We start from the raw sequence: 25,915 nt of genomic DNA on the forward strand, positions 1-25,915 counted from the left end.
TTCGGTTCCCGTGCACCGCACGCCACGAATCGAGCACCTTGGTGTGGGTGTCCCAACACACCACCCCCAGCTCGAACAACGCGCGGGCCGAAACTGCGCTTGGTTGAAGGCTTCCCTGGACCAAGGCAGCCAATGCCGCGGCGGCGAGCTCCGCGGCCTGAACCACCGTTCAGCGCGATGCGCCACGAGGGCAGAGAGAAACGCTAGACGTGTGACGTCGCGACGGTCCGGAGCGGTGTAGATGACGAACTCCGGAAGCCGATGCCGCTTCAGCTCGTCGACCAGTTGCGAGATAAGGCTGTCGATCAGGTGGAGTCGGAGCCCTGACTTTTCCACGCCATGGGTGTCCCGCAGTATTGGCTCGAGCAGGGCCGACCACGCGCGCCCGTCAGCGCGGTCGAGGGTCCCATAGCTCGGAAGCGCAGTCACGTCCATTCAACCGTGGCCCTCGTTACTTAGGCGTCGAGTCGTGATCTGAGGGCTGTGACCCCCGCGTCCAGATCATCGTGGCGAATCACTACGACGGAGTAACCGCAGTCCTTGAGCTTCTCGCGGCGAGCGACGTCGATCTTCTGCTGAAATGCCTTGTCGTGGACCCCGCCGTCGAGGAACACCGCGATGTGCATCCCCTCACCCACATAGTAGAGATCAGCAGAAGCGACGGGTTTCTCCGGCGGAAGTCCCTGATGGGCACTGGTCGGTGCGGGCAGCCCCGCAGCACGCAGTGCCGCCACCATGGCTTCCTCGGTGGCGGAGTCGAACGATGTAACGACCGCATCCCAGGACTCGGGCGCATGGTCGATCGCGATGGCCAACCCGGCGAGAAGGTCGACAAAGAAGTCGACGACCAACGTCCGGTCCAGGGTGTCGTGGTGCCATTGGTTGTAGAAACTGCGTAGACACTCGTAGCAAGAGGCTTGGCACGCATCGCCCTGGTCGTTGCCCTGCGGGTCGACGTGGAGGATATCTAGAGCCCTTGCGGCAACGGCCTCCCACGCTGCTTGGTCGGTCATTCGGTCAAGCACACCGATTCCGCCTTCATCCATTTCGTAGATCAGGATGCGACGTTCCTGCGGGCCTCCGCGACCGGGATAGACCTGTCCGGCGAGCTCGTCCTCGTTGATGCCAAAGTGCGTTCCCATGGCGGCCTGCAGCGCGTACATAAGTGTGTAGGCGTACATGTCGGCGTCGCTGTAGTCAGGTGCAGTGACATCGAGGACCATCATGTCGTGCCGCCCGTCGTTGAACAGCACGATGTTCTCGATCAGGTTCTCGCTCTGCGGGAGGCAGTCGCTGCCCTGGCTGTAGTGATCGGCATCGGGGTTCCACTGCCGGCATCGTGCGCACAGGCTGAAGTTGCTGTCGGAGCGGACGAGGCCGGTATTGGCCTGCACGATGTACCCGAGGTGCGCGGTGGTCAAACCGATTGTCGTTCCCGAAGCTGTTGTGAGAGAGCTATTTCGGGTGGAAACGTTCGGCAGTCGGTAGGCGGCTTCGACCCTATAGCCTTGGCGCAGTCGTTCTTCGAGGTCAGCGCCGACCGTGTCGCGTTGAATGGCGTACTGATCCATGACGGGCATGGCGTTGCGGAAAACCGTCTGGGTGTCGAGCGGCCGATCGCAGGACGGGCACTTGCTCGTCGTGTCGACGGCGTCACCCCCCAAGTAGTACCCGCATTCGCACAGCGCGAGTTTGGACGTGATGTCCTCGGCGTTGCGTCCCGACGACGCCCGGGTGACCTGATAACGCTTGCCCAAGTGGTAAATCGAGTTGCCGGGCGCAAATTCGCGAAGCGCGATAGACCGCGATCTGACCCGTGCGCGTTCGCGGTCGCTGAACCGCAGCAGTGCCGCAGCTCGGGGGAAAGCGTAGCTGGGTAAGAAGCCCCGTTGAGCCAGCCAGGACAGCGGATGGTAGTCGCCGCGGCCGTTGTAGATATGGCCACGGATCGCTTCAACGGAGGACCGGCGGCGATCACCGCTGCGATCCAGTTTTCCCTTGTCTCCCTTGGCATTGAGTTCGTCGAGCTCGGCTTTGAGTTCTGCGGCGTAGTCGACGAGCGCCGCCATGGCCGAATCCAAGTCCTGGACGAAGCTGTCGACGATCTCTGCGACGTCCGCAGCCTTGACGGTCACTGCTGAGTTGATGACATCGGCGAAAGTGGTTGTCACAGCGGTGGTCAAGGTGCTGCGGTGGGTCGCGATGAAGGAACTTAGCTCCGTCTGGAAGTCGGCGGCCAGCCCACCCAGCCCGTCGTCGAGGCGGGTCCAGGTGCCCAGTTCGGAGGGCAGGTCGCCGTGAATGTTCACGTACTCACCGAGGACGATGGCGTGGGTGTGTGCTGCCAGCAGTGCCTTGTTGTCCAGCAGGAACCGTGGTGTGGTGATCTTGCCGGCGATGATCCGTTCGGGACGTTTGAAGAAGTACTGGTCGTGGGATGCCGCCCGCCCTTGCGCTGAGCAGAAAGTCACGACGGTGGAGGGTTGCGCGGCGCGACCGGCGCGGCCCTGCCGTTGGGCGTAGTTGGCCGGTGACGGTGGAACGTTTCGCATGTAGACGGCTGAGAGAGTGCCGATGTCTACGCCCAGTTCCATGGTGGGGGTGCAGACCAACACGTTGAGGGAGTCGTCCTGGGCACGGAAGCGGCTCTCGATGAGCTTTCGCTCGTCACCGTCGAGGCTGCCGGTGTGTTCGGCGGCTTCGACTTTGACGTGTTCGTCTAGGGGTGCGGTGTAGGAGGCGCGGAAGTAGTCGTCGCGGTCCTCGCGGTCAGGTTTGACTGCGGCTTTGACGCAGCGAGGACAGGATCGTTCCTTGGTTAGCAGCCAGCGCGCTGCGCAACGCATGCACCGAAACCCTTGGGGCTCTGCGGCAAACCAATACAGCACATTTTCTTCGTTGACGACCCACCCGCCTTTCTCGTCAATCAGGTAGCCGTACTTCACCAGGCAGTGCGCTGCTTCCCGAATGATCTGCTTGGCGGCTTGGGTTCCGTGGGCATCGGGGTCCAGGCCGGCTTCCTTCTTCACCCAGCGGGTCAGCGCGGTAGTTTGAGGCGAGTCGGTGCCATCGGGGAGTATCTTGCCGGCCAGCCGCCGATAGCTAGTGCGGCCCTTGGACTCCCTCTTTTCGTCGTAGAGGGTTCGGCGCATGGGAAGTTCTGGGCCGGCGTGGAAGAACGCTGGATCAGCCAGCTGCTCGAGGACATCGCTGGCAAATCGGTCGTGGTCGGTGAATGCCGCCGCCGGACCGTCGTCGTTAGCGCTGACGATCGCGTGCTGGCGGCGCATGAGATCGAGGATCACCCGCAGCAGATCTTCGGTGAACCCGGGATCGGTTGCAGCGTAGGCCCGGATCATCTTGCCCAGCCCATCGTCTCCGGCGACCGCGGTGGCGACCTTGCCGGGGGTGAACGCCCGGTAGTCGACGACGATCAGGCCGGTGTCCTCCAGGTTGGGTTGGGTCTTGCGTGGACCACCGCTCGTTTCCAGGAGTACCCCGGTTTTCAGGTAGCGCAGATACCGGCCTTTGGTCTTGCTGGAGCTGTCGCCGGGATCGAAGCCACCCTTATCCTGGCCCGCCCGGGCGAATTTGGGCAGCGTCTTGGTGGCCTCCATTTGTTCGAATGCCGCATCGGCGAGGTCGGCGGTGTCGAGCGCCTCCTCACGGCTCAGGGCACCGCGGTTGTGCAGGCCGGTGACAAAGGCGCGACGAACGTGAAAGCGCCGCGACATCGCCCGCAGATGCGCGGCCTGGAACGACGAATCCTGTTGATTGTCAGTGAATGCCATGACCTGGGGTTTGGCCGTGGCCAGCCCGGTGTCCTGTCCGTTGAGCATCCCTTCAACAAGCACGTCTGTGGCCGTCGCCCGGCCCACGGTCCCTACTTGGAAGAATTTGTTGTATTCCGAGTGGTTTCCGTCGTACCGGACACCGCACGACGGGCACAGCAACAGCGGGGCTGAGACGCTGACGACATCGCGTCTGTGCTGATGCCCGCAGTTCGATGCCATGTCCCCGCATTGTCCGCAGACCGTCATCGGCACAGGGACCGCCCCGGCGCGGCCTTTCTTAGGTGTGCCATTCTTGTACACATCGCTGTCCAGGACCGGGGCGACGTCGCGGTCCCATTCGTCGGTCATGACGTAGACGGCGACACCGTCCTCGGCGGCGGCCAGGAAATCCCGGGAACCCAATCGCGTGGTGAGGTCTTCGGCGACATAGAAGTCCTGGCCGCAGGATTGGCAGAACACGACTGGAAACGCCGGCACGTCCTCCAGGCCGCCCTGTGCGCAAGTGCTGCAGGTGGATTCGCCTTGTTCGGATAGGTGCGGTGGGTCTTCAGAGACCAGGCATCGAGTAACGGGCAGTCCCTGGGAGAAGAAGGCGTGGGCCTTGGGCGTGAGCAGGCCGACGTCGGTGCCCTTCGGGCCGGGTGTTTTTACCGCTGCGCCCAGCATGACGGCAGCCTGAATCTCGGCGGCGGCCTGTTCGCGGGTGGCGCCGGGCCGGACATCGTTGAGGTAGCGGGTCTCGAGCTCGGTCATCGACACCGCCCCGGCCCATAGGGCGTGCTCCAACCAGGCGACCGGCAGCGCATGCCGCACGACATCGGGGGTGGCGGGTTGGTCGAGCATCACCTCGCCCAGGATTTCGGCCACCGCAGCATCGGATTCCGCGGCGGTCGCGGCCGCCACAGTCGCAGGTTCGACTGGCTCCGCCGAAAGGTGTAGGTCTGAGCTCGTAGGATCGGCAGTCTCTTTCGGCCCGTAGGTTTCTCCGACCACGCAGTCTGGATCGAACTCTTCCCCGAAGAGCTTGGTGGCGAACGCGGCGATAAGTTGGCGGGCTTCAGCGGGGTCACCCGAGTCGACGGTGGCAGAGGTGCCGATGCAGCGCAGGCCGCCAGCGGTGGCGGTGCGTCCCTTGAATCGGCGAACCAGCAGCGCCATATCGGCGCCCTGGTGCCCGGAATAGGTATGCATCTCGTCGAGCACTAGGTACTGCAGTCGCCCACCTTTGGCCAGGGTTTCGAACAAGGCGGCGTCACTGCGACGCACCAGCGCATATTCGAGCATCTTAAAGTTGGTCAACAAGATGTCGCAGCCGCTACTGTGTAGGGCGTCCCGGTCGATCACTTCACTGTCGAAAGGTTGGTCTCGGCCGGTCAGCTCCTTGAAGTCTTTCATCGCACCCTCATGGGTGGACTTCAGCGTTCCGGTGTAGTTGCACACGGTCAGACCACTACCCGACAACCTGGCGGCGATGTCCTCGTACTGGCTGTTGGCCAGGGCGTTCATCGGGTAGATGATGACCGCGATGGGAGACCGAAATGCTTTGGGTTCACGGGATTTCATGAGGGTCAATGCAGTCGACACTATCGGTATGTAGAAGGTGAACGATTTGCCCGACCCGGTGCCGGTCGTCACGGCGGTGTTGTGGCCCTCCATGACTTGGCGGATGGCTTGCTCTTGGTGGACGAACGGTGAGACCGGGCCACTGCTGGCGTCACCGGGGATACGCGAAAAGACCGACAGCACACCGGGATCAACCACACCCTCGCCGACGAGCGTCTCAAGTGAGACACCCGATGCGAAGGGTTTGGCCAATGTCAGAAACGGCTCCCGGTACAGCAGGCGTCCTTCGCGCCGTTTCTGCTGCACCCAGTCGCGGATGGCCGGGTTCTTGTAGAACTGAAACGAATCCACGTAGCGGGTGTAAGTTTCGCGGAGTCCCGAAATCATTGCCAGCGGATGCATTTAGGGGTTCCCTCCGATTTCTTCGAACGCCTCTAGGCGCAGACGCTTGCTGTAGTACTCACCCCGGGGCGATCGGGTCTCGATCTTCTCCAGCAGTTTGAAGTGATCCAGCACGATCTCGTAATCCGCGGTCGACAGCCCGTAGGCCTGCGCGATCAGCGCATCACACTGAGCGTCCAGGGTGTCCCGTTGCTCTGGCTCCCAGGGATGCAACGGCAGCCCGACAGTTTCGGCCAGCCGCGTCGAGGTCAGACTTAGCTGCGCAGCAAGATCAGCTGCCCGGTTAGGGATTTCAGAGGGCGCCGGTGCCGCGCACTGCGTCAGAACGGGGGTGGTCACGTGTCCTCCTGGCATGTGTACCCGGACAAGAAAGTCGAGAGTCATGGAATTCAGTAGCGCTGCAGCAGCGGTCACCCTGCCCGTGGGGACGACCAATACTGGCAGTGTGTGCGTTGCAGGCAGCGGCTCCATGATTGCGACCCGAAGGGTCCGCCTGTTCGTCCAGACAGCACCAATATCGCGCAGGCCCATCGCCACATGGTCGTCACCAATAAGCGCGGCGCATCGGTCGGTGGCAACCGCTTCGTGCATCCAATAGCGCGGCTCGACCTCGAACCGTGGGTCGCAGTGCTGTTCTTCTGTGACCCAAGGGATATGGGGTTTGCGGCCGTATCGGTCCTTGCCGTTAAAGCCCGCATAGGTCCGGGCGCGGTGATCCCAGCGGTTGGCCATCTGGCCCTCATAGACGGGAACGGCGACCCGACCGTCGGAGTGCTTGTATCGCTTATCTCCGTCGAGGTGGAAACCTTGCTCTTCGAGCTTCGGTCCGCGGACTAGCTCGCCCGACTCCTTTGCATTTGACGAGTTGAACAGGGTCACATACTTCAAGCCCCAAGGGTTAGCACCATCTGGGTCAGCGAAGTCGAGCGTGCGAAAGCGGTCCTGCAACATGAGCGCGAGGTCGATTTCACGCTTATCCCCCGATGACAGCAGGTTGTTCGTGCGCGGCGACGCTGCACGCAGATTGTCGCGGCTCCAACCGCGCAACTCCCCGACAGCGGCTTCTTGGACGCCGAAGTTCAGCATGGATGCTTGGACTGGTACCACCGCGGGCAGGCCGAGATGCAGTATGCAGAAGCGTTCGACGGGGGCGACTGCCGGGAAAACACGCTTTCCAGACGGGTCCTGGTTGACCATGTCCAGGACTTCGCGGACGCGGCCGTCATCGAGGAGTCTCTTCCACACCGGCGATTGCGAGGCGTCAATCGCGATGCCCGACTTCACGATGAGTCCAACGTGACTGCTGGAGTTGGCGGCAAGTTCGGTGAAGAGCACGTATGTGTTCACCTTGCCGGAGGTTCTGGTGAAGCGACCGCAGGACTTGGCGTAGTGCGCCATCCGGCCCTGTAGGGATCGGTATTGGCTCCACCGCGCATAAGTGTCGGGGGCGTCCGATTCAAGTGCGGCGATCGCCTGTTTGCGGGTTTCGCTGGTCATCGCCGCGATTGCCGGCTTGTGCTGTTTGAAGAACGCTTGTTCTCCACTTTCGAACTGTTCCCAGGGCGGATTGCCGAGGACCAGAGCGAAGCCGCCAGCTGCGTGCGCCTCCGGGAAGGCAAGTGGCCAGTGCAGCGGGTTGATGTCAGCGAGCAGATCGGCCGCGGCCGCCGCTAACTGCGGGTTGGGGTTGCCGTCCAGAGCCGCGGCGTATTCCACGCTGGTCGGTGGAGCGACTTCGTGGCCGGTGTCACCGGTCCAGAAGAAGGCCGCGGTCCACAGGTCGGCGGTCTGCTTCCACCGGGCGTAGTCGGGACTGGCAATCCAGTCGCGGTATGCGGCCGCTTTGCGGCGTACTTGTTCGGGACTGTGTTCTTGTTCTTGCAGTTCTGAGGGGAGAGTGAGGGTGAAATCGACGGGGCCCTGTTGGAACAGATCACCACCTGCGATATTGAATGCCTCGTTGCGCTGGGCCGCTTTGTTGAGCACCGATCGGTCCGCACCCTTGGCCGACGACACCTTGTATGCGGCGTCAGGGATCTGTTTGGGGACGTTGAGCAGCGGCCATCCCACCAGACTGTCGCCGCACACGATGTGGTGGTCCAAGAATGTCAGCGGCTGGTCTGGCACCACGCAGTGAATCCAGAGGGCGACTTTGGCGAGTTCAGTGGCAAACGGGTCCTTTTCGGCACCGAAGATGCACCGCTGCAACACATCTCGCCGCGCATGGGCGAGGTCGGCATCCTTCGGCTCATGCGGGTCGCTACGGGCGCGGGCCAGCGCATAGGCCAGGCGGTCAAGTGCGCCGATCAATATCGCCGCTGAGCCGCAGGCCGGATCTATAATCTTCAGATCGAGGATCGCCGCAGCCCGGGCGGCGGACTCGTCACCGGCGGCGGCGAGGGTTTGTTCGATCAGCGGGTCCAGCGTGCGGGTCAGCAGCAGATCGGTCAGTTCGACAGGTGTGTAGTAGGAGGCCAGGTCGGCGCGTTCGATGCTCAATGGCGCCAGGTAGGCCTCCCCGGCACGCACTACACGGCCGTCAACGGATTGAGCCGTGGCGGCAATGGTCAGCGTGTAATCCAGCAGCGACTCATAGACAGCGCCGAGCTCCTCGACGCCGAGGTTGCGGTAGTCGATGTGCAGGCTGATCTTGCCGGTCTGCACGGTAGTCAGCGCTTCGATGGCGGCCGTGAGGTTCCAGTTGGCCATCCGCGCGTTGGTCATCATCGGCGTACGACCGCCATCGAACAGGAACCCGTTGTACGGGTAGACGCCGAGAACAGCGGCATCGGCTTCGTTGCTGAACAACCGGAAGGTGGTTTTGAGGCCTTCCCATAGGTCCATGCGCCGGGGTTCTGCGTGGCCGTCGACGGCGATGCTGCGCAGCCGGGTCAGGCTGTAGCTCTCGCGGTACAGCGCGTCGGCACCTTTGAGCATTCCGCGTTGTTCGGCGAAGAGCAGGAACAGGATTCGGTACAAGACGGTGAGCAGTTCGCGGTAGAGCTCTCGGCCGAGATCGGGGTTGGATTCCAACTGGCCACGCAGTTCAGGGTTAGCGTCGATGACTCCGTTCGCCAGACTGCCAATGGCCGATCGGACCTGCGGTTGCAGGCGGCGCCCGGCAGCCACACCGGCGGAAACCGCTCTGCTGTAAAGCGATTCCAGCAGCGTCGTCGACGCCGTGTCGTCAGTGGCGGCGGTATCACCATCGTCAGCGTCGTCGTCCTCAGACGCAGCAGCGCTAGTGTCGGGCGAATCCACGGCGGCGGTGTCGGCACTGGCGAGGAACCGTGAGACGTGGCAGAGCCGCCACAGCGCCAAGAAGTCCGGCCAGCTGGCGGCTTCGAAGATCGCAACGAGGTCGAACTCGACGTAGCCGCGGGTACGGGTGTGGTGGTAGTCACGTAGCAGGCGGAGTACCCGGCCGTTGGTCAAGATTCCCCAGCGCGCGTTGGCGGCGTTGAGATAGCCCTGCAGTTCTTCATGTGGGCTTCGCTTGCGTTCACCGCGTTGGTCGAGATCCCCGGCGGCTACCGTATGGATCGGAGGGGCATCCTCGCCCCGCCATCCCAGGTGACTGATGTCCCAGCTTTGTCCACCGGCGGAAAGCTTCGCCCGTTGATAGACGGGTAAGAAGCCCAGTAGGTCAAACAGTTTGATGACCAAACGTTCCCGGATCCGGGATATGTCCATGCCGCTTTTGAGTTCGTCGCCGTAGGTCGACCACAGTGCTACCCCGGTGCGGAAGGCGGCTTCCTGATCGCTGAGAAGTTGAGTCTTGGTTGGAACAGAACCGTTGAGGTCGGTGAATGTGCCTGCAGCAGTAAGGAATTTCGCGTCACCATCCACATCGGGGGCGCGCAGGCTGTCGGTGATGACGTCGCCGATGAGGCCGCCGCTGGTATGGATGAGGCTGACATCGGTCATGGTTTCACCTGCGGGTAGAGCAGGGTCACTGCTACGAGGTCGGTTGAGGTGGGTTCGACCTGGGTTAGTCCGTTGGCCCACGTCGCGACCAGGCTGCTATGCCGTTGGGCTAGGGTCGTTGCGCGTTGCGCCGCGACTGCGTGTAATCGGTCGCGCAGCTGGGGGTCCTCAAGGACGTGCGCGGTGTCTTCGAGGACGTCGTCACGGTGCTTGCTGCCTGCGCCGGCTGCGGCGGCCAACAACGGCGCGGCGTCCAGGGTGTCGCCAGTGCTCAGTTGGTAGCCGATCGGAACTAGTTCTTCGAGCAGGACCGGCGGTTCTGCATGGGCGACGTAGCGGATCAGGGCGTGCAAGAGTACTGCGCGGCCGGTGGTGGTATCGATGATGCGGGCGGCGACGCGGCCGCGGCACTCAGGCATGCGGGCTTCCTCAAGCGTCATGTCGATGAGCCGTCGAAGCAGGGGGTGGGCGAGGTCGATCACGTCGATGTCCGGGTCGTCGATACCGATGGTTTGGTCGAAGGTGAACCGGTAACCGGATGGGATCAGGTCCGTGAGGTTCGCGGGAGCGCTGGCGGCGATGAATATCGCGGCGTCCTCGCTGACGGTGGCGTGGCGATCGCGCAGGCTGCGTAACGTGAACTCCCGCACCTGTTCTGGGGTGCCGGCAAGATCACGCGACGTGGACAGGGCTTCCTCGATGGCCTGTAGTGCGATCCCGGTCTGCCCGTAGAAGGATTCGTCGCGCACCCGTTCCAGCGTGTCGGTTTCGTCGACGCTTTGAGCGGTCAGTTCGGCAAGTTCACTGTCGAGGCTGCTCATATCCTCTTCGGCGTCCTGGGCGAACAGGTCGGCCAACGACAGCTGCGAGGCGCTGGAGCGGGCGGTCACCCGGCCGCGAAAGGCTGCCTGTGGGTCTGAGAGGTGCAACAGGATGTCGGTGTTGGCCAGAAACGGCGGCACGAATCCGTAGTCGGCGCGCATCTGTTCGGCCTTGCGGACGATCAGATAGAGCAGGCTGGCATCCAAGGGATCGTCGAGCACCAGTGTGCGGATTCCGACGAACGGTTCGCGCTGCAGGAACCGATCGATGCGTCCGTTGCGTTGCTCGATCCGGTTGGGGTTCCACGGCAGCTCGTAATGCACGAGCTCGGCGCAGGCCCGTTGGAGGTTCACGCCTTCACTGATGCAGTCGGTGGCGATCAGAACGGCAGGGCTGGCTTTTTCGAACCTCGTGAAGACCTCGTTGCGTTGGGCGAGGTTCATCCCGCCGTGGATAGCTAGAACCTCGGTGTCCGCCGGCAGGCCGGCTTTCGGCTTGCCCACCGCCTTTTCCAGGTGAGCGACCAGATAGTCGAGGGTGTCCTTGTATTTGGTGAACACCAGCACTCGGGGTGCATTGGGATGCTGGGCCATCCGTTCGGGCAGCAGTGTAAGCAGGGCCTGCAGTTTCGGGTCTTTGGCTGCGGTGACCTGCTTGGCGAGGTCCCGGATCTCGCCCAGGCGGCGCAGCTCGGTCGCCGCGTCCAGTCCGCTGGTCGCGGTCACGTGCGCAGCGTCTTGTTCGTCGTCTTCATCGAACATCGCATCGGTTGTGGTTTCGGCGGCACGTTCGAGCGCGGTGGCGTTGGTTTCCAGGCTTGTTCCGCGGGTCACTGCCGCGATCCGCTTGTCGATGCTTGAGCGCAGCGCCGCCGGACTGGACAGCAGCCGCTTTTGCAGATGCGCGGCTAGCCAGCGGTCGACGGTGCGGGTGCCGCCGGTGTACAGGTCGCCGGCGTACTCGTTGAGTGCGGCGAGCAGGGCTTGCATCTCCCGCTTGCGGGTGAGGCTTACGAGTTGCTCATCAGCGCGGCGCGCCGGAAAGGGCGATTTGGCACCGCGCAGTCGATACCACTCTTCGATGTCGGCGCGGCGTCGTTGCACGACGTGATGGTCGCGTGCACGTCTGCGATCCAGCCCGGCAAAATCGGTGACCAGGGTGGGATCGAGCATCTGGAACAGCGAATGGAACGAGTCTGTGTACCCGTTGTGGGGGGTGGCGGTGACCAGCAGCAGGTGCCGGCAGCGAGCCGCGGCAGTGGACGCGAAGAGAAAGCGCTCCATGTCCGGGGTCGATCGGCCGGCCTGGGTGTGTGGTTTGGCCGCGATGTGAGCTTCGTCGATGATCAGGCAGTCCCAGCCGTAGGACAGGACCTCCTCGGTGCGGGTCTTGAGATAGTCGATGCTGGCGATCACGATGTCGTGGGCGGCCCACACACTCTGGCCTGGTAGTAGTCGGCGTTCCAAGGCCGGCAGCAGGTGCCCGGCCACGGTGGTGGCGTCGATGTGGAACATCCGGTCCAATGCGTCGCGCCACTGATCTCGCAGGTTGGCGGGCACTGCGATCAGGATTCGGCGGGCACGGCCGCGGGCTAGCAGTTCGGACAGGATTAGTCCCGCTTCCACGGTTTTTCCGGTGCCGACATCATCGGCGATGAGCAGGCGCACGGGATCGCTGTTGAGGGCCATCAACAGCGGCACGAGCTGGTAGTCGGTGGGAATGGCTCGGGAGCGCTGCAAGCCGAGGATCGGCGCGGTGCCGTGCAGCAGGGAGAATTTGTAGGCGTCCAGGAGCAGGCGTTGCTGGCGATCGTCGGCAAGCGCACCGGGTTGGGGGAACGGGAGTTCGCCGGCCTCGACGGTTTCCAGTGCGGTGTGGAACCTCGAGGGTCGGGTGTCGCGGCCGTCGAGTGCTGTCACACCGAAGGTCGTGCCGTCGCAGTAGTCGACCCGCCAAAGCCGTTCACGCAGACGGACCACCTTGCCCGGCGTCAGGAGGTCACCTTCCGTCGGCGTGGCCCCTACCGTGGTCGTCACTGGCGATCCCTTTCGGCTGCGTTGTGGCGTCTTCCCGCGGCGCGGTGTGCTGTTTTCGGCGCTGGACTGCTGTGATACTGATCGCGTCCTTGACGGCTTTTCGGTCTGTCGGGGTTCAAGTGCTGCTGGGCGTTCCACTTCTCCGGCCGCAACGAGTTCCTGCAGGACGATGCGTCGCAAGTTCGCTGAGTTCCTCAGGTTGCGAAGGTAGTCCATCTGATCGTCGCGGCGCGTTAGCGGCTCAGGTTCGTGCCGGATCTGCCTCAGCGTTTCCACCACCCAGTCACGGGACTCTTTGGACACGCGGAGCCAAGATTCACGCAAGATCGGCCACGCGGTCCGAACGAAGTCCTCCCGGGGTCGTGCCCCGTAGTTGCGGGCGAGCGCATCCGCGGGGTTGCTTTGCAGATCCCCGAGAAGGTCGCGGCAGAGGACCTTGAGTAACGCTGGTGAGAGGTTGGCCCACTTGAACCTGTACCGCGGCACTCCACCCCCACTCTCGTTTTCTCCGACTCCAGCACCCGACAGGTCAACCGCTTCTGCGCCTCGTCGCCCTTGCCTCCGACCGTCGTTTGCCTTAGTCCCGCCCGCCCTCGCTAGCTTTACTAACTAAGTTGCATTCTTGCCCCCCGAAACCCATCACACCTAGTGCATTTAGGTCTCGGAACGGTAACGCAATTTCGTCCGTATGAAACTAGGCTGAGTTCATGGAAGCCGGAAAGTGCCCTCGATGTGGCTCAGATATGCCGCCGGTTCCGCCGTCGCCGAGGCCCGGGCGGCCGCCGCGCTGGTGCTCGCAGCAATGCCGGCGCGCCGCCTACGAGGAGCGCCGGGCGGCCGCCAATGGAGCGATCGCCGTGCGCGTGGAGACCGTCGAGAAGCCCGTCGAGCGGATCGTCAACCGAGTCCGCTACGAGACCACGCAGGTTCCTGCGACCCCGGCGGAAGCGGCGAGGATGGTCCTTACATCGCCGCGTGCGTGCCGCCACGTCCTTGAAGGATTGGCTGCCAAGGCTGAGGCTGGAGAGCTCGACCGCGGCGCGCACTCATCGACGCTGCGGGCCGCGGAGAAGCTGTACGCGGCACTGTCCCGTAAGCGCCTTCTTCGAGATCGCTGGCTGTGGTGATCGGATGCCGCCAACGTCGTCATGTCATGGGAAGAGGAGGAACTGATCGTCCTTCATGGCTGGCGGACGGGACTTTCGCAGGTCCGGTTTCCGGTCTCGCTCAGGCCGATGGTTGGCTTCCCGGGCGTCTGATGATCCGTGTGGCAATCGTTGCTGCGGGCCGACTTTGAAGATGTCCAGGCAGGCGTCGATGTCGCCGGCCGTCATCCGCCATTTCCGTCCGACCTTGCGCCCAGGGATCTTGCCGTCGCGCAGTTGAGCCGCGAGCCACCGTTCCGAGACTCCCCCGATTCGTTCGGCGGCCTCCGCCAGGTCGTACGTCAACGGCGGACAGGCGTGTTCGGTCATGAATCAACGGTAGGCACGCATCGGGGCCGATAGCCACCTCCCAAGCCGACTGAGTGCGTTTCAGTACATTTCGATGCCGTTCGCGCACGCTCGACGTCGCGTATTCAGTCTCGTTGTTGCTCAGTTCATTTGGACTCACCTCACGTCGCGGCAGTGCTCACCCTGCCGATTCGATACAACTCGGTTCACGTCGGTACCGCCGACGACAGTTCGGACGCTGCCGTTGTCCACAAGTGCGGCGCCGTCCACAGCTCGCCAACTCCGTTACGACGAAATTTCCATGAGTGTTGTTGTGTCGCAGCGTCTATCGCATACTCGGCTTATCCACACATGCCGCAAGTAGTCGAGCGTGATTCCTGACCTTCCCATTGATCGCACAGGACGCTCGAGAGGAGGTGATTGAACGTGAAGGATGAGTTCTTCGAGAACCTGCCGCTGCTGCTGGCGGTCCCACACGCGGCCCGGATTCTGGGCATCAGCCGCGCGGCGGCCTACCGGCTGGTGAACAGCGGCGAGTTGCCGAACCGCCGGCTCGGCGGCCGGGTGTACGTCGTGACGGCGTCGCTTCGAGAGATCGGTGCAGCGTGAAAGGGTCGGTCTACCAACGGGGCTCGTCGTGGTACTACAAGTTTCGAATCTCGGAACGAGACCCCGGAACGGGGAAGTATCCGTGGGTCACCAAGGGCGGGTTCCGAACCGAGAAGGAAGCCTGGAAGGCCTGTCGTGAGGCGATGCGGGAGGCGGACGAGGGACGCGTCGTGCGCCCCGCCTCCCGCACGGTCGCGCAGTTCTTCGACGAATGGTTCCCCGCCATCGAGCCGACTATCGAGCCAACGACGTGGCAGGGCTGGAAGGACTACGCCGTGTACTACGTCGTTCCGCGCATCGGCGAACAGCGCCTGCAACGACTCGACGAACCGCAACTGCTCCGGCTCTACAGCGCGTTGCTGAGCGATGGACGGATCAAGAAGGACTCCAACGGCGCCATGTACGCATACTGGTCCGAGGCGGTCGAGCGTGGCGAAAATCCCACTGCCCGCGAGGTTTCCGCGAAGTGCGGAACGACCCTCAACTCCGCGCGAGCGGCGATCACCCGGTACAAGTCTGGGCGAATCCCGAAGCCTCACTCCCCCGCGCTGGCGCCGAAGACGATCCGCAACATCCACGCGATGATCCACCGCGCACTCGCCGATGCCGTCGCGTGGAAGTACCTCAGCCACAACCCGGCATCGAATGTGCGGCCGCCCAAGAGGGTCCGGTCACGCCGGCCGGTCTGGGAACCGGAGCAGATCCAGGCGTTCCTGCGGTCGGTGCAAAAGGATCGCTTCGCGGCCCTGTTCCTGGTGGAGCTGATGACCGGGGTCCGGCGCGGCCAGCTCTGCGGGCTCAAGTGGGCCGACGTCGACCTCGACGCCAGGTTGCTCACCTTCCACGACAACCGCGTCGTGGTCGACGGACACGCACGAGAGAAGGCCGGCGGCAAGACGGTCAACGCCGACCAGACGATCTCGATTGACCGGGTGACCGTTTCGGCGCTGCGTCAGTGGCGGAAGCTGCAGGATGGGGAGCGCAAGTTCTTCGGCCGTGACTATAAGCCGGGCGACTACGTGTTTACGTTCGAGGACGGCCGACCTCCGCATCCCGACACCATTCGGCAGCGGTTCGACCGGCTCGCGGCGGCCGCGGGATTGGAGCGGATAACGTTCCACGATCTGCGGCACTCGTATGCGACGGGGGCGCTGAAGGCCGGTGTGAGCGCGAATGTGATTGCCGAGCGGATCGGGCACGCCGACGTCGGGTTCTTCCTGCAGACGTATGCGCATGTGCTGCGCAACGACGATCGAGAAGCAGCCGACCAGGCGGCGGAGTTCCTGCTTGGCGATGACTGGGAATTCGACGATTCCGACGACGAGGCCTGATCTCGATATAATGCTCAAGTTATATCCAGGAAGCGTCCAGGGAGGCCGCAAGCGATGGCACGCAATTGGCGCGACATCCGTGCCGAGGCGATTGCCCAGGGCCGCCTCGACCCCGAGCGCGTCCAGGCGGCGAACAGGAAGATGCGCAACGCAACTCTGGCCGAACGCCTCGCGGACGTCCGCCGGGCGCGTGGCCACGCACGTCAAGCGGACCTCGCCGCGATCATGGGTGTATCGCAAGCACGCGTGTCCAAGCTGGAGAGCGGCGACCTTTCGCACACCGAGCTGGGGACGTTGCAGTCGTACGTCGCCGCGCTGGGCGGGGAACTGCGCATCGTTGCCGAGTTCTCCGATGGCGTCGTCGAGCTGCGGCCGTAGCCGATACACAATTATTCCGTTAGCGGTATGATTGTGCCGTGGAGAACGTCTTGAGTGGCCCCGAGGCCGCCAGGCAACTCGGCGTCAGTGAACGCCGTGTTCGCGCGATGATCGCCGAAGGCAGTCTCCCCGCACAGCGGATGATGGGCCGCTGGTTGATCCCCGCTGATGCTGTCGCCTCTTTCCGCGCCAAATCTGCCGGCCGGCCGATGTCCGAGCAGTCCGCATGGTCGGTGTTGCGCCGCTTGGCGGGAGAGCCCGACCCGATGCCGGCCCGCCTGCGTCACCGCCTCGACGGTCTCGCCGACGACGCCGCACCCGGACAGCGGCTGCGATCCTGGATGGGCAACCGCGGCAAGCCCGTTCACCTCTGGGCGTTCAAACCCGCACTCGACGGAGTGCAAGATGACGATCGCGTCGTCCTCAGCGGTGACCGCGTCATCGACGATCTGGAGCCGTCTGGACAACTCCGCGTCTACGCAAACGCCGCCGACATCGAGGACCTCATCGCCGATCATGGGCTCCGGCGAGTGAACGGCGATCGCGTGCCCAACGCGGTCATCTGGGCCGTGTCGGCCACCGACGCGATCCCCCGAAATCCTGCCGACAACCATGCTGCTGCCGAGGTGGTTGCCGCGATCGACCTGTTTGACGAGGGTGATCCACGAGCTGTCGGCATCGCCGGCAGGATCATTGAGCGCGCTTTGACTCCGTGAGGTCCAGACATCTATACCTCAACAAATTTCATTCCTCACTGATATGTTGAGGTATAGATATCGGTTGATATATATTCGGAGTATGGCCTACCAGGAGCGGATCGTGAGTGCACTGGAAACCGTGCTGCGCACTGCGCTGACTGGGCGTTCTGCGGATGGGCCGAATCGCGACGTAATCGTCACGTTAGGCCGGAAGAAAGCGCTGGTGCGGTGGCTGCCTGTGGGGTGGCCCAAACAGGTCGAAGAGGCGTTGCGTGCGGCCCCACGGCCCGATGTCGTCGTCGCGCCGCGCATGTCACCAGGGGCGCGCGAAGCTGCCAAGAAGGCGCGAGTCGGCTGGGTGGACGAATCCGGTGCGGCCGAGATCTTCATCGCAGACGATGCCAACACGCTGATCGCCGTCGACACCGCCGGCCGGCCGCCAGCCCCCCTTGACGCCCGTGTTGGTTGGCGGCCGTCCACACTCGCCGTCTGTGAAGCACTCCTGGCCCACCGCGCGACACCCAGCGCCAACGCCGTCATCGATGCCACCGGGATATCGATGGGCAGCGCGGTGACCGCGCTGAAATTCCTTGAGGAAGAAGGGTTCCTGAGCAGTTCCGCCGCCCGAGGCCCGGCTGCGGCGCGGCGCATCGAGGATCGTGACGGGTTCCTCGACGCGTACGCGACGGCTGCCGAGCGACTGCGCTCCCCCATCACGATTCGGGTCGGCGTGCTGTGGCGCGACCCGACCGCCGGTGTCGTCGACACCGGTCGACGCTTGACGGCTGCCGGTATCGATTGGGCAGTCACGAGCGCACTTTCGGCGAGCGTGCTCGCACCGGTGCAGACCGAGGTTGCCCCGTTGGAGATGTATGTGGCCGGCAAGACATGGAGCGACGTGCGTCGAGCAGCGATGGCCGCTGATCTGCAAGAGATGGACGGTGGTCGCCTGGTCCTGCGACCGTTCCCCACCCCGGCGGGTCCGCGACTCAGCGAGACGATCGCTGACGGCTTCCGTTCAGTGTTGTGGCCGCGCGCGTACGCCGATCTCCGAATCAGCGGTGTGCGTGGCGAAGACGCGGCCGAACACCTCCACCAGGAGATGGTGACGCGGTGAGCGACGACGTAGAACCGGTGCGCACCGTGGCGGCACGGCGTGCGGCCGAACTCGCGCTCGTGCGGGTCGTGCATCACTACGGCGGCCGGCCGGAATTCGTCTTGCTGGGCGGATTGGTGCCCGCACTGCTGTGCTCGAATTCGCCGAAGCGGCATGCCGGAACCACCGACGTCGACGTCCAGGTCAACCTGGAGATCGCCGGCGGATCGGTCCAAGCAACCCGGCTGGAAGAAGCATTGCTCAACGCCGGCTTCGAGCCTGACGACGAGCGCGTCTGGCGGTGGGAGCTGCGAGACCCCGACGGTGTCCGCGCGACGGTCAAGTTCGAACTGCTGGCCGACCTCGACAACGAACGCAACAACACCACGGTGACGTTCACCGGCTGCAAGATGCTCGGCGCGGCGAACCTACGGGGAACCGGGTACGCCGCACGAGACACCGTGATTCAGAAGATCGCCGCCAATGACCAGGGTGTCCGCCGAGAAGCAGAAATCTACGTCGCCGGACTTGCCGGCTTCCTACTCGCGAAAGTGGCTGCGGCACATGGGCGTCGCAAGGAGAAAGACTGGTACGACCTGGCATTCGTCTTGCTGCACAACGACTACGGTGACGCCATCGCCGCCGCCGAGCGCGTGCTGGAAGTTTTCGGCACTCCCACCGGCGAGATGCTCACCCAGCTTCTCGATCTGCAGGCGAACTTCGCCGAGCCGTCGGCGCAGGGCGCCGCGGCGTACGTACGGCAGTTCACCGAGAACCATCCGGAAGACGACGCGGTGACCGTCGCAGCGGACGGCCAGCTGGCGGTGAGGGCATTCACCACTCGACTTCTGCGGTAGCAGTCAAACAGGTCTGCTGCACGGACGGAGTCAACTGTCACCTGACTGTGCAGCACAACCGTCTACGACTTCTTCGGCACGGCGTCGCCTACAGCGCGGTAAATGCTACGGACACGGTCGACGGTGAAACCCTTGCCGGAACTAGCAAAAAGCCTGCGATCAACCTCAAGCAGCCCGGCTTCTTGTAGCTCTGCCGTCCCGCGCGCCCGGGTAGCAGACGACAGACCGTATTGAGCAGGAAACATCTCGGTTGACCACCAGACCTCCTCCCCAGGCTTCTTCCAGGAGAGAACCGCCATGAGCATGGCCAGCCCAGCTGCAGAGAGCCTTTGCAACGTTCCAGTTGTCCACATTTCCGCGGGTATCAGGAAGTAGTAGTCCTGTTTCTCTTGGCCGCGCGGCACCGTATACGGCTGGTCACTGCCGTCATCGCGAAGCAGTGTGACCTTGGAGGGCTCCCCACGACGGTGTTCGACGGATATGAGTTTTTGTTCAGCGAGGGTCCTCAGCGCGTCCTTGACCCGGCGGGCGCCGTTTTTCGCGGGATCCGGGAGCGCCAGCAGCTCCGCCCACTTGCGCGCCGAGTAGAGCGTCACATACGGCGCCTTCGAGCTTCTCCAAATCAGCGCCATGTATAGCTTGAGCGGCAACTCTCCACCGCGGCCCCCTAACCCAACGAGCCTTCTCATTGGGGCGCCCGCCCCACCGTCGAGATCCCGCACGAAAGCCGAACGGACGGGCACGCCCCTCCGATTCCCAGAACCTTGGTCAATCTCCTTCGCAAGCCTGCAAGCCAGATCAAAGTCCCTGTTCAGTGGCATGATTTCAACCTTTGTAGATAAGATGGGCCGTGACTATCGTCGATGGTCTGAGTATGACATTCATAGTTCGATAGCCAAGAGTACTAGTGACTTATCTATAAGAGTACTACCCACTTCTCTGAGACCGTGTCAGCAACATCTCTAGTCGGATTTAACCTGCTGATCAGAGTGGTTTTTCAGTCTCGTCCTGTGTAATGTCGTGTTGGCAACCACCGCCGACTCTGGGAACGTACCAGGTGGTGGGGGCGCTATCGGTCAGAACGGTGCACGTTTCAGCGAAAACTGCGCTCTATGCCGAGACTTGCTCACGGGGACATAGATCCGTGGGCAAAATCAGGGAAGCCGCGTCAACGACTTCCCTGATGCGAATCGCCACCGTCCTTGGACAGCCACGAACCCACACGTCGAGGCTACTGCGGACGGCGGCACTCCTACAAGTAACAAGGAGGCACGCAAGTGTCCGCACCAAAGCATCAGGACGCCATCGAGAGCGTCTATTTGTCCACGGACGAGAGGGCGTTGATGACGTCCCTCATCCATGAGGATCCTGAAGTGGTCGCGTTCGCGAAGGCAGGCGGGCTCGGCGAGGACGCGGCAGGAGCCGTCGACGCCGCCAAGCGAATCTTCAAGATCGGCATTCTGAGCGTCGCCACGGGATCCGCGCAGGCCACTATCAGTGACCTGCACCGAGCCGTCGCGCAAATGGATGCTCTAACGGAGATTCCCCAGCAAGTAGCTAGCCAGTTGAGCGAGACAATCGGCAAGGAACTTGACCGCGTGATCGGGGACAACGAGCGCCCTGGCGCTCTGTCGGCGGCTATGGATTCCGTGACGGCCGAAGCCGCAAAAACTTTGGCGAAGTCGATCAAGCCGATTCAGGATGCCTTGTTGGGTAGTGGTCCCACGGCCCTCCCGCAGGTGCTCGAGGTACGCCTGCAGGAGACCTTGAACCGTGGAACCCGAGCGGCCCTGGAACGGCTGTTCGACATCGAAGGCGGTAGCCCGCTGATGACCCATCTCGCCAACGGCGAGAGCGCGATCGCCGCTTTGCGCGTGGAGACCTCCGCGATCGAGGAGCGCCTACGTGGGCAGATCTCGACACTGTCGGAGAAGATCGTCGCCCAGGACGCGAATATTCCGACACCGGTTCAGGCGGGCAACGACTGGGAATCCGAAGCGCTCAACGACATCGCTCGGATCACCGCGATTCTCGGCGACACCGTCGAACCTGTCGGCAACTCCGCAGGGCATGGACGCAGCAGGGCCGGCGACCACATCTTGCACGTGTGTGACGACGACGTCGACGGTGTCCGAGTCGCGGTCGAGTGCCGGACCGGATCCTCACGTCCCCTCACGGTCCCGCAGTTGCGGCAGATGGTGGATAACCGGGAGGCCCACGCCGGGCTCCTCCTCGCGCAAACGCCCGAGGCACTTCCCCGCGATGCCCAGGCGGCCGGCTTCCGGGTCTACCTCACGGAGCGCGTAGTGGTACTGCACCACGACCACTCCCCGGTAACCGAACAGTTGTTGGTGACAGCCGTGCAGGTTGCCCGACTGCTCGCCCGAATGACCGCCACGTCCAGCGGTTCGCTGGACGAGCGGGAGCAGATCCGCGACGGCATCGGGCGAGTCGAGAGCGCACTGGGCCACCTGCGGCCGCTGCGCTCTGCGGTGACCGGCATCGAAAAGGAAACCGGAGTGGTGCGCAAGCACGCCGGCGAACTCGAAGCCGAGATCCGCCGTGCGCTCATCGACCTCGCGACCGCGCTGACGGCGGCCTAGGAACACCTAGCCCGAAACAGCGGGGCGGGCGGGAGAACTCCCACCCGCCCCGCTCTCTTCAACATGCCTACACGACCTCGATGGGCGCGTGGGAAATTCTAAATCCATTGAGCGAGAGGACAATTCCTATGATCGATCCGCGTGTACAACCAGTGATCAGTTTATACGGCCGACTCACCCGCCGTCTGGTTCGGAAGTGATGCAGATGTCCGACAAACACACGCCTACGGACTTGCACCACGTTGTCCTGCTCGGTGACCACCAGACCACAGATCACGTCGAGATGCTCGAGGGGGTGGCCGCCCAACATGGGACGGCCATCTCTGTCGTGTTCTCCTTCGAACCGGGGGAGGCCGCCGGCTGTCAGGAACTAGCCGACGTCGGAGGACTCGTTGCGGCACTTAGCCACGCGATCGCCACCAAGCTGCCTATATGGGTGCCCTACCCGCGAGAAGACCTCGGCCGCGAGCAGCACTTCCGCCGCATCGGACTTGTGCTCCAACGCCACGGCTTGAACCTATTCACCGGTCCACATTTGATCCCGTGCCCGACCACGGGCGGGAGCTCGGAGATCGACTTCGCGCTGCGCACCGAGGTGCAGGCCGTCGACAACCTCGATCAAGCGGCTCTTGCTAACGGCGGAGTCGAAACCCTCGGGCGGCAGATCGAAGAAGCCATGGTCGAGTCAGCCAAGGCGTCGAGAGGCAAACCCTCCCAATTCCCGGAACCGGCCGACCATGACGTGCTGTCGGCGATGTCGTCCAACGTTGGTTCCGACATCATGGTCAGCCTGCCCGCCGGTCTCCCTTCACCGAACGCGCCTTGGGCGCAACGGGAGCCGGCGTTGAGACGCCATGCAGTTTGGTTGACTCGATGCTGTGGGTGCACGCAAATCGCCGCAGCACAATGCCTCAACGCCATAGGGCAGCGCACTCCACAGGGGTGCCCCTGGAAGCAGTCGACCGTGTCCGCGCTAATCCGAGGCCGATACGAACGACCTAACTCCTCGGCATCGATTTCCTAGCTCCACTAATGTTCCCAAAAGTGTTCCCACCCCCACGAAAACGGCCCCCGGACCGAAGTCCGAGGGCCGTTTCACCTGGTAGCGGGGACAGGATTCGAACCTGCGACCTCTGGGTTATGAGCCCAGCGAGCTACCGAGCTGCTCCACCCCGCGATGGTGAACGCTAGGTTACCGGGCACGCCACGGGGCCTCCAAATCGCGTGGTCAGAGGCCCTCCAGCGCTGCCGAACGTGCACGGAAGTACACATTTCACGGCGCGTCCGCGGACCAACACGCACACTCGCCGAGAGAGGGCACCCGCTACCCGGCGTTGTCGTATTTGGTCATGGCGTCGTTGAGCCGTTGCAGGGCAGCGCCGTAGTCCGAGAAGTTCCCGCTCTGCTGGGCCTGCTTGACGGCATCCATGGCGGTCTTGATCTCCTGCAGCGCAGCCGCTTTGGCGTTCGAGATGGTCACACTGCCCGGCGGCACCGCAGCCACCGGCGTGGGCACCTCCGGCACCGCGGCCTGCGCCGGTGGAACCTTCGCCGGCGGCGGGGCGCTCTGCCCCGGGGCGGGCGCCGGACCGGTGGCGGTGGCTCCCGCGCCGGCCCCGAAGATGCCGTCCAGCGCGTCGCGCACCGTGGGTCCGTAGCCGACCTTGTCGCCGTACATCATCGCCACCCGGATCAACCGGGGGTACGACGAGGCGGCGTCGCTGCTGCCCGGCGAGGCGTACACCGGAGCGACGTAGAGCAGTCCGCCCTCCCCCACCGGCAGCGTCAGCAGGTTGCCCCACCGGATGCGGTTCTGGTTGTCCCGGCCGATCACACCGAGGTCCTGGCTGACCGCCGTGTCGGTGCTGATCGCGTTGAACGCCAGCTTGGGCCCGTTGACCTGACCCGGAATGGTCAGCACGGTGATCTTGCCGTACGTCGCCGGATCGGAACTGGCGGTGATATAGGCCGCCAGGAAGTCGCGGCGGAACCGATTCATCGCACTGGTCAACTGGAACGAGGCCGAAGAGTCATTGGCCGCAAGGTCTTTGGCCACGATGTAGTACGGCGGCTGGTAGCTCGACGCGGTCGGGTTGGGATCCAGCGGCACATCCCAGAAGTCCGATGTCGAGAAGAACGTCACCGGATCGTCGACGTGGTACTTGGCCAGCAGCGCGCGCTGCACCTTGAACAGATCCTCCGGATACCGCAGGTGCGCAGCCAGTTCCGGGCTGATGTCGCTGCGCGGCTTGACGGTGCCGGGGAAAACCTTCTCCCAGGCCTGCAGCACCGGGTCGGTCTCGTCCTGGGCGTACAGCGTCACGGTACCGTCGTAGGCGTCGACGGTGGCCTTGACGGAGTTGCGGATGTAGGACACCTGCTTGTCGGGCATCAGCCGGTTCATCGCGACCTCGGTCGAGTCGGCGGTGGCCGACGACAGCGAGGTCAACTCCGAGTACGGGTAGTTGTCCAGGGTGGTGTAGCCGTCGACGATCCACACCATCCGCTTGTTGACGATCGCCGGATACACGCTCGAGTCGGTGGTCAGCCACGGGGCCACCGCCTTCACCCGGTCGGCCGGATCGCGGTTGAACAGGATCTTGCTGTTGGGCCCGATCACGTTGGAGAACAAGAAGTTCCGCTCACCGAACTTGGCCATGAAGACGCTGCGCGCCACCCAGTTGCCCAGCTTCACGCCACCGGAGCCGGTGTAGGTGTAGTTCTTGGTCTCGGTGTTGGTCTCGTAGTCGTACTCGCGGTCGGCGCCGTTGCTGCCGACAATCGCGTAGTCGTTGGCCGCCGCGGCGATGATCGGGCCGAAGTAGACCCGCGGCTGATCCAGCGGCGCCGGGCCCGGCGACACCACGGTGCCGTTGGCGCCGACCACCGACGACAGGAACTCCGGATATCCGCCATTCTGGTTGGGGTCGTTGGCAATTCCGCGCACGGTGTTGGCCGGCGAGGCGATGAAGCCGTTGCCGTGGGTGTAGACGGTGTGCCGGTTGATCCAGTCGCGCTGGTTGTCGATCAACCGGTCCGGGTTGAGTTCGCGTGCCGCGACGACGAAGTCGCGCAGATTGTCATCGGGCCCGTTGTAGCGGTCGATCGACAGCTGGTCGGGGAAGCTGTAGAAGTTCTTGCCCTGCTGGAACTGGGTGAACGCCGGGCCGACGATGGTCGGGTCGAGCAGCCGGATGTTGGAGATGGTGGCGCGGTCGTTGGCCACCTCCTGCGCGGACGTCGGCGTGTTGCCACCCCAGTCCCGGTAGGACACCGACTGGTCGGTCAGCCCGTAGGCCTGCCGGGTGGCCAGGATGCTGCGTTTGATGTACTCCGATTCCTTCTGCGCCGCATTGGGTTTGACGCTGAACTGCTCGACGATCATCGGCCACGCCGCACCGACGATCAGCGAGCTGAGCACCAGCAGCACCAGGCCGATCACCGGGATGCGCAGATCGCGCAACACCAGCGCCGAGAACACCGCCACCGCGCAGATCAGGGCGATGGCCATCAGGATCAGCTTGGCCGGCAGCACGGCATTGATGTCGGTGTAACCGGCACCGGTGAACGGCTTGCCGGCCCGGGTGTGCGAGAGCAGTTCGTAGCGGTCCAGCCAGTAGGCGAACACCTTCATCAGAACCAGCACCCCGATGAGCACCACCAGCTGGATGCGGGCCGGCTTGCTCAGCGCGCCCTGCCGCCCGGTCAGCCGGATGCCGCCGAAGACGTAGTGCGCCACCACGTTTGCCAGGAACGCCAGGAACACCGAGACGAACAGGATGGTCACCACGAGCCGGAAGAACGGCAGCTCGAACGCATAGAACCCGAGGTCCTTGCCGAACTGCGGATCGGTGACGCCGAAGGAGCCGCCGTGCAGGAACAGCTGCACCCGCACCCAGTAGCTCTGGGCCACCAGACCGGCCAGCGCGCCGATGACCAGCGGCACGCCCCAGGAGATCAGCCGCAGCCGCGCCAGCACCGCGGTGCGGTACCGGGCGACGGGATCATTGGGCCCGGTGGTGGGGACGAACACCGGCCTGGCGCGGTAGGCGAAGGCGAGCCCGGCGAACACGATGGCGGCGACCACCAGCGCGACGACCAGGAAGATGATCAGCCGGGTGAGCACGACGGTGGTGAACACCGAGCGGAATCCCAACTCGCCGAACCACAACCAGTTGACGTAGGTGTCGATCAGCTTGGGCCCGAACAGCAGCACCGCCACGACGGCCACCGCGGTGGTGATGAGGACCCGGCTGCGCCGGGTCAGCTTGGGCATCCGGGCGGCAGGGCGCATCCCCACGGGTTAACTCCTGATCATCACTGGTCGACGGTCACTCAACTGTAC

At 63.8% G+C, this 25,915-nt stretch carries 15 protein-coding genes and 1 tRNA gene; 9 read left to right on the forward strand and 7 right to left on the reverse strand.

Annotated features, from left to right (window positions below):
- Positions 1–455: 455 nt before the first annotated feature.
- Genes U0R18_RS20320 through U0R18_RS20330 form a run of 3 tightly spaced genes read right to left on the reverse strand, consistent with a single transcriptional unit; the run spans position 456 to position 12,544 of the window.
- Positions 456–5,759, reverse strand: a complete 5,304-nt coding sequence (locus tag U0R18_RS20320; protein WP_526371848.1) for a DEAD/DEAH box helicase — start codon at positions 5,757–5,759, stop codon at positions 456–458.
- Positions 5,760–9,686, reverse strand: a complete 3,927-nt coding sequence (locus tag U0R18_RS20325; RefSeq protein WP_526371851.1) for an Eco57I restriction-modification methylase domain-containing protein — start codon at positions 9,684–9,686, stop codon at positions 5,760–5,762.
- Positions 9,683–12,544: an SNF2-related protein gene (locus U0R18_RS20330; protein ID WP_526371853.1), complete on the reverse strand. Its 2,862-nt coding sequence runs from the start codon at positions 12,542–12,544 to the stop codon at positions 9,683–9,685. Before U0R18_RS20330 ends, U0R18_RS20325 begins: the two co-directional genes overlap by 4 nt.
- A 707-nt stretch (positions 12,545–13,251) precedes the next feature.
- Here U0R18_RS20330 and U0R18_RS20335 point away from each other — a divergent pair.
- Positions 13,252–13,671 carry a hypothetical protein gene (locus U0R18_RS20335; RefSeq protein WP_526371855.1) on the forward strand — a complete coding sequence of 140 codons (420 nt, stop codon included), beginning with the start codon at positions 13,252–13,254 and terminating at the stop codon, positions 13,669–13,671.
- 24 nt (positions 13,672–13,695) lie between these two features.
- On the opposite strand, the gene U0R18_RS20340 is transcribed toward U0R18_RS20335, so the two are convergent.
- Positions 13,696–14,019, reverse strand: coding sequence for a helix-turn-helix domain-containing protein (locus U0R18_RS20340; protein ID WP_526371857.1), 324 nt, complete (start codon positions 14,017–14,019; stop codon positions 13,696–13,698).
- Positions 14,020–14,424: 405 nt separating this feature from the next.
- Here U0R18_RS20340 and U0R18_RS20345 point away from each other — a divergent pair, with 405 nt between their 5' ends.
- From U0R18_RS20345 to U0R18_RS20370, 6 genes are all read left to right on the forward strand, one after another.
- The gene (locus tag U0R18_RS20345; protein ID WP_526371859.1) at positions 14,425–14,607 is read left to right on the forward strand and encodes a helix-turn-helix transcriptional regulator; all 183 of its coding nucleotides are present in this window, start codon (positions 14,425–14,427) and stop codon (positions 14,605–14,607) included.
- The gene (locus U0R18_RS20350; RefSeq protein ID WP_526371861.1) at positions 14,604–15,938 is read left to right on the forward strand and encodes a site-specific integrase; all 1,335 of its coding nucleotides are present in this window, start codon (positions 14,604–14,606) and stop codon (positions 15,936–15,938) included. Before U0R18_RS20345 ends, U0R18_RS20350 begins: the two co-directional genes overlap by 4 nt.
- A gap of 54 nt (positions 15,939–15,992) precedes the next feature.
- Positions 15,993–16,316 (forward strand): type II toxin-antitoxin system RelB family anti-toxin, encoded by a 324-nt coding sequence (gene relB / locus U0R18_RS20355; protein WP_526371863.1) that lies wholly within the window; start codon positions 15,993–15,995, stop codon positions 16,314–16,316.
- A gap of 38 nt (positions 16,317–16,354) precedes the next feature.
- Positions 16,355–17,032 (forward strand): helix-turn-helix domain-containing protein, encoded by a 678-nt coding sequence (locus tag U0R18_RS20360; protein WP_526371865.1) that lies wholly within the window; start codon positions 16,355–16,357, stop codon positions 17,030–17,032.
- An 82-nt stretch (positions 17,033–17,114) separates the two neighbouring features.
- Positions 17,115–18,131, forward strand: coding sequence for a hypothetical protein (locus U0R18_RS20365; protein WP_526371867.1), 1,017 nt, complete (start codon positions 17,115–17,117; stop codon positions 18,129–18,131).
- The gene (locus tag U0R18_RS20370) at positions 18,128–18,967 is read left to right on the forward strand and encodes a nucleotidyl transferase AbiEii/AbiGii toxin family protein (RefSeq protein WP_526371869.1); all 840 of its coding nucleotides are present in this window, start codon (positions 18,128–18,130) and stop codon (positions 18,965–18,967) included. The genes U0R18_RS20365 and U0R18_RS20370 overlap by 4 nt, the downstream gene beginning before the upstream one ends.
- A 62-nt stretch (positions 18,968–19,029) precedes the next feature.
- Here U0R18_RS20370 and U0R18_RS20375 read toward each other — a convergent pair whose 3' ends face one another.
- Positions 19,030–19,563 (reverse strand): hypothetical protein, encoded by a 534-nt coding sequence (locus tag U0R18_RS20375; protein ID WP_526371871.1) that lies wholly within the window; start codon positions 19,561–19,563, stop codon positions 19,030–19,032.
- 681 nt (positions 19,564–20,244) lie between these two features.
- Here U0R18_RS20375 and U0R18_RS20380 point away from each other — a divergent pair.
- Both U0R18_RS20380 and U0R18_RS20385 read left to right on the forward strand, forming a co-directional pair.
- The gene (locus U0R18_RS20380) at positions 20,245–21,570 is read left to right on the forward strand and encodes a hypothetical protein (RefSeq protein ID WP_526371873.1); all 1,326 of its coding nucleotides are present in this window, start codon (positions 20,245–20,247) and stop codon (positions 21,568–21,570) included.
- Between the two features lie 205 nt (positions 21,571–21,775).
- Entirely contained in the window at positions 21,776–22,594 is an 819-nt protein-coding gene (locus U0R18_RS20385) for a hypothetical protein (RefSeq protein WP_526371875.1), read from the forward strand.
- A gap of 76 nt (positions 22,595–22,670) precedes the next feature.
- Here U0R18_RS20385 and U0R18_RS20390 read toward each other — a convergent pair.
- Positions 22,671–22,747 (reverse strand) — tRNA-Met (locus U0R18_RS20390).
- Between the two features lie 147 nt (positions 22,748–22,894).
- Positions 22,895–25,870 (reverse strand): UPF0182 family membrane protein, encoded by a 2,976-nt coding sequence (locus tag U0R18_RS20395; protein WP_526371877.1) that lies wholly within the window; start codon positions 25,868–25,870, stop codon positions 22,895–22,897.
- Between the last annotated feature and the right edge of the window lie 45 nt (positions 25,871–25,915).

It is taken from the genome of Mycobacterium sp. (genome assembly GCF_046330795.1).
Classification (GTDB): domain Bacteria; phylum Actinomycetota; class Actinomycetes; order Mycobacteriales; family Mycobacteriaceae; genus Mycobacterium.

Bases quoted from the DNA above. Each gene is read 5' to 3' on its own strand.
- U0R18_RS20335 (WP_526371855.1), top strand. From the start codon at position 13,252: ATGGAAGCCGGAAAGTGCCCTCGATGTGGCTCAGATATGCCGCCGGTT.
- U0R18_RS20320 (WP_526371848.1), bottom strand. From the start codon at position 5,759: ATGCATCCGCTGGCAATGATTTCGGGACTCCGCGAAACTTACACCCGC.
- U0R18_RS20365 (WP_526371867.1), top strand. From the start codon at position 17,115: ATGGCCTACCAGGAGCGGATCGTGAGTGCACTGGAAACCGTGCTGCGC.
- U0R18_RS20385 (WP_526371875.1), top strand. From the start codon at position 21,776: ATGTCCGACAAACACACGCCTACGGACTTGCACCACGTTGTCCTGCTC.
- relB (WP_526371863.1), top strand. From the start codon at position 15,993: ATGGCACGCAATTGGCGCGACATCCGTGCCGAGGCGATTGCCCAGGGC.
- U0R18_RS20340 (WP_526371857.1), bottom strand. From the start codon at position 14,019: ATGACCGAACACGCCTGTCCGCCGTTGACGTACGACCTGGCGGAGGCC.
- U0R18_RS20325 (WP_526371851.1), bottom strand. From the start codon at position 9,686: ATGACCGATGTCAGCCTCATCCATACCAGCGGCGGCCTCATCGGCGAC.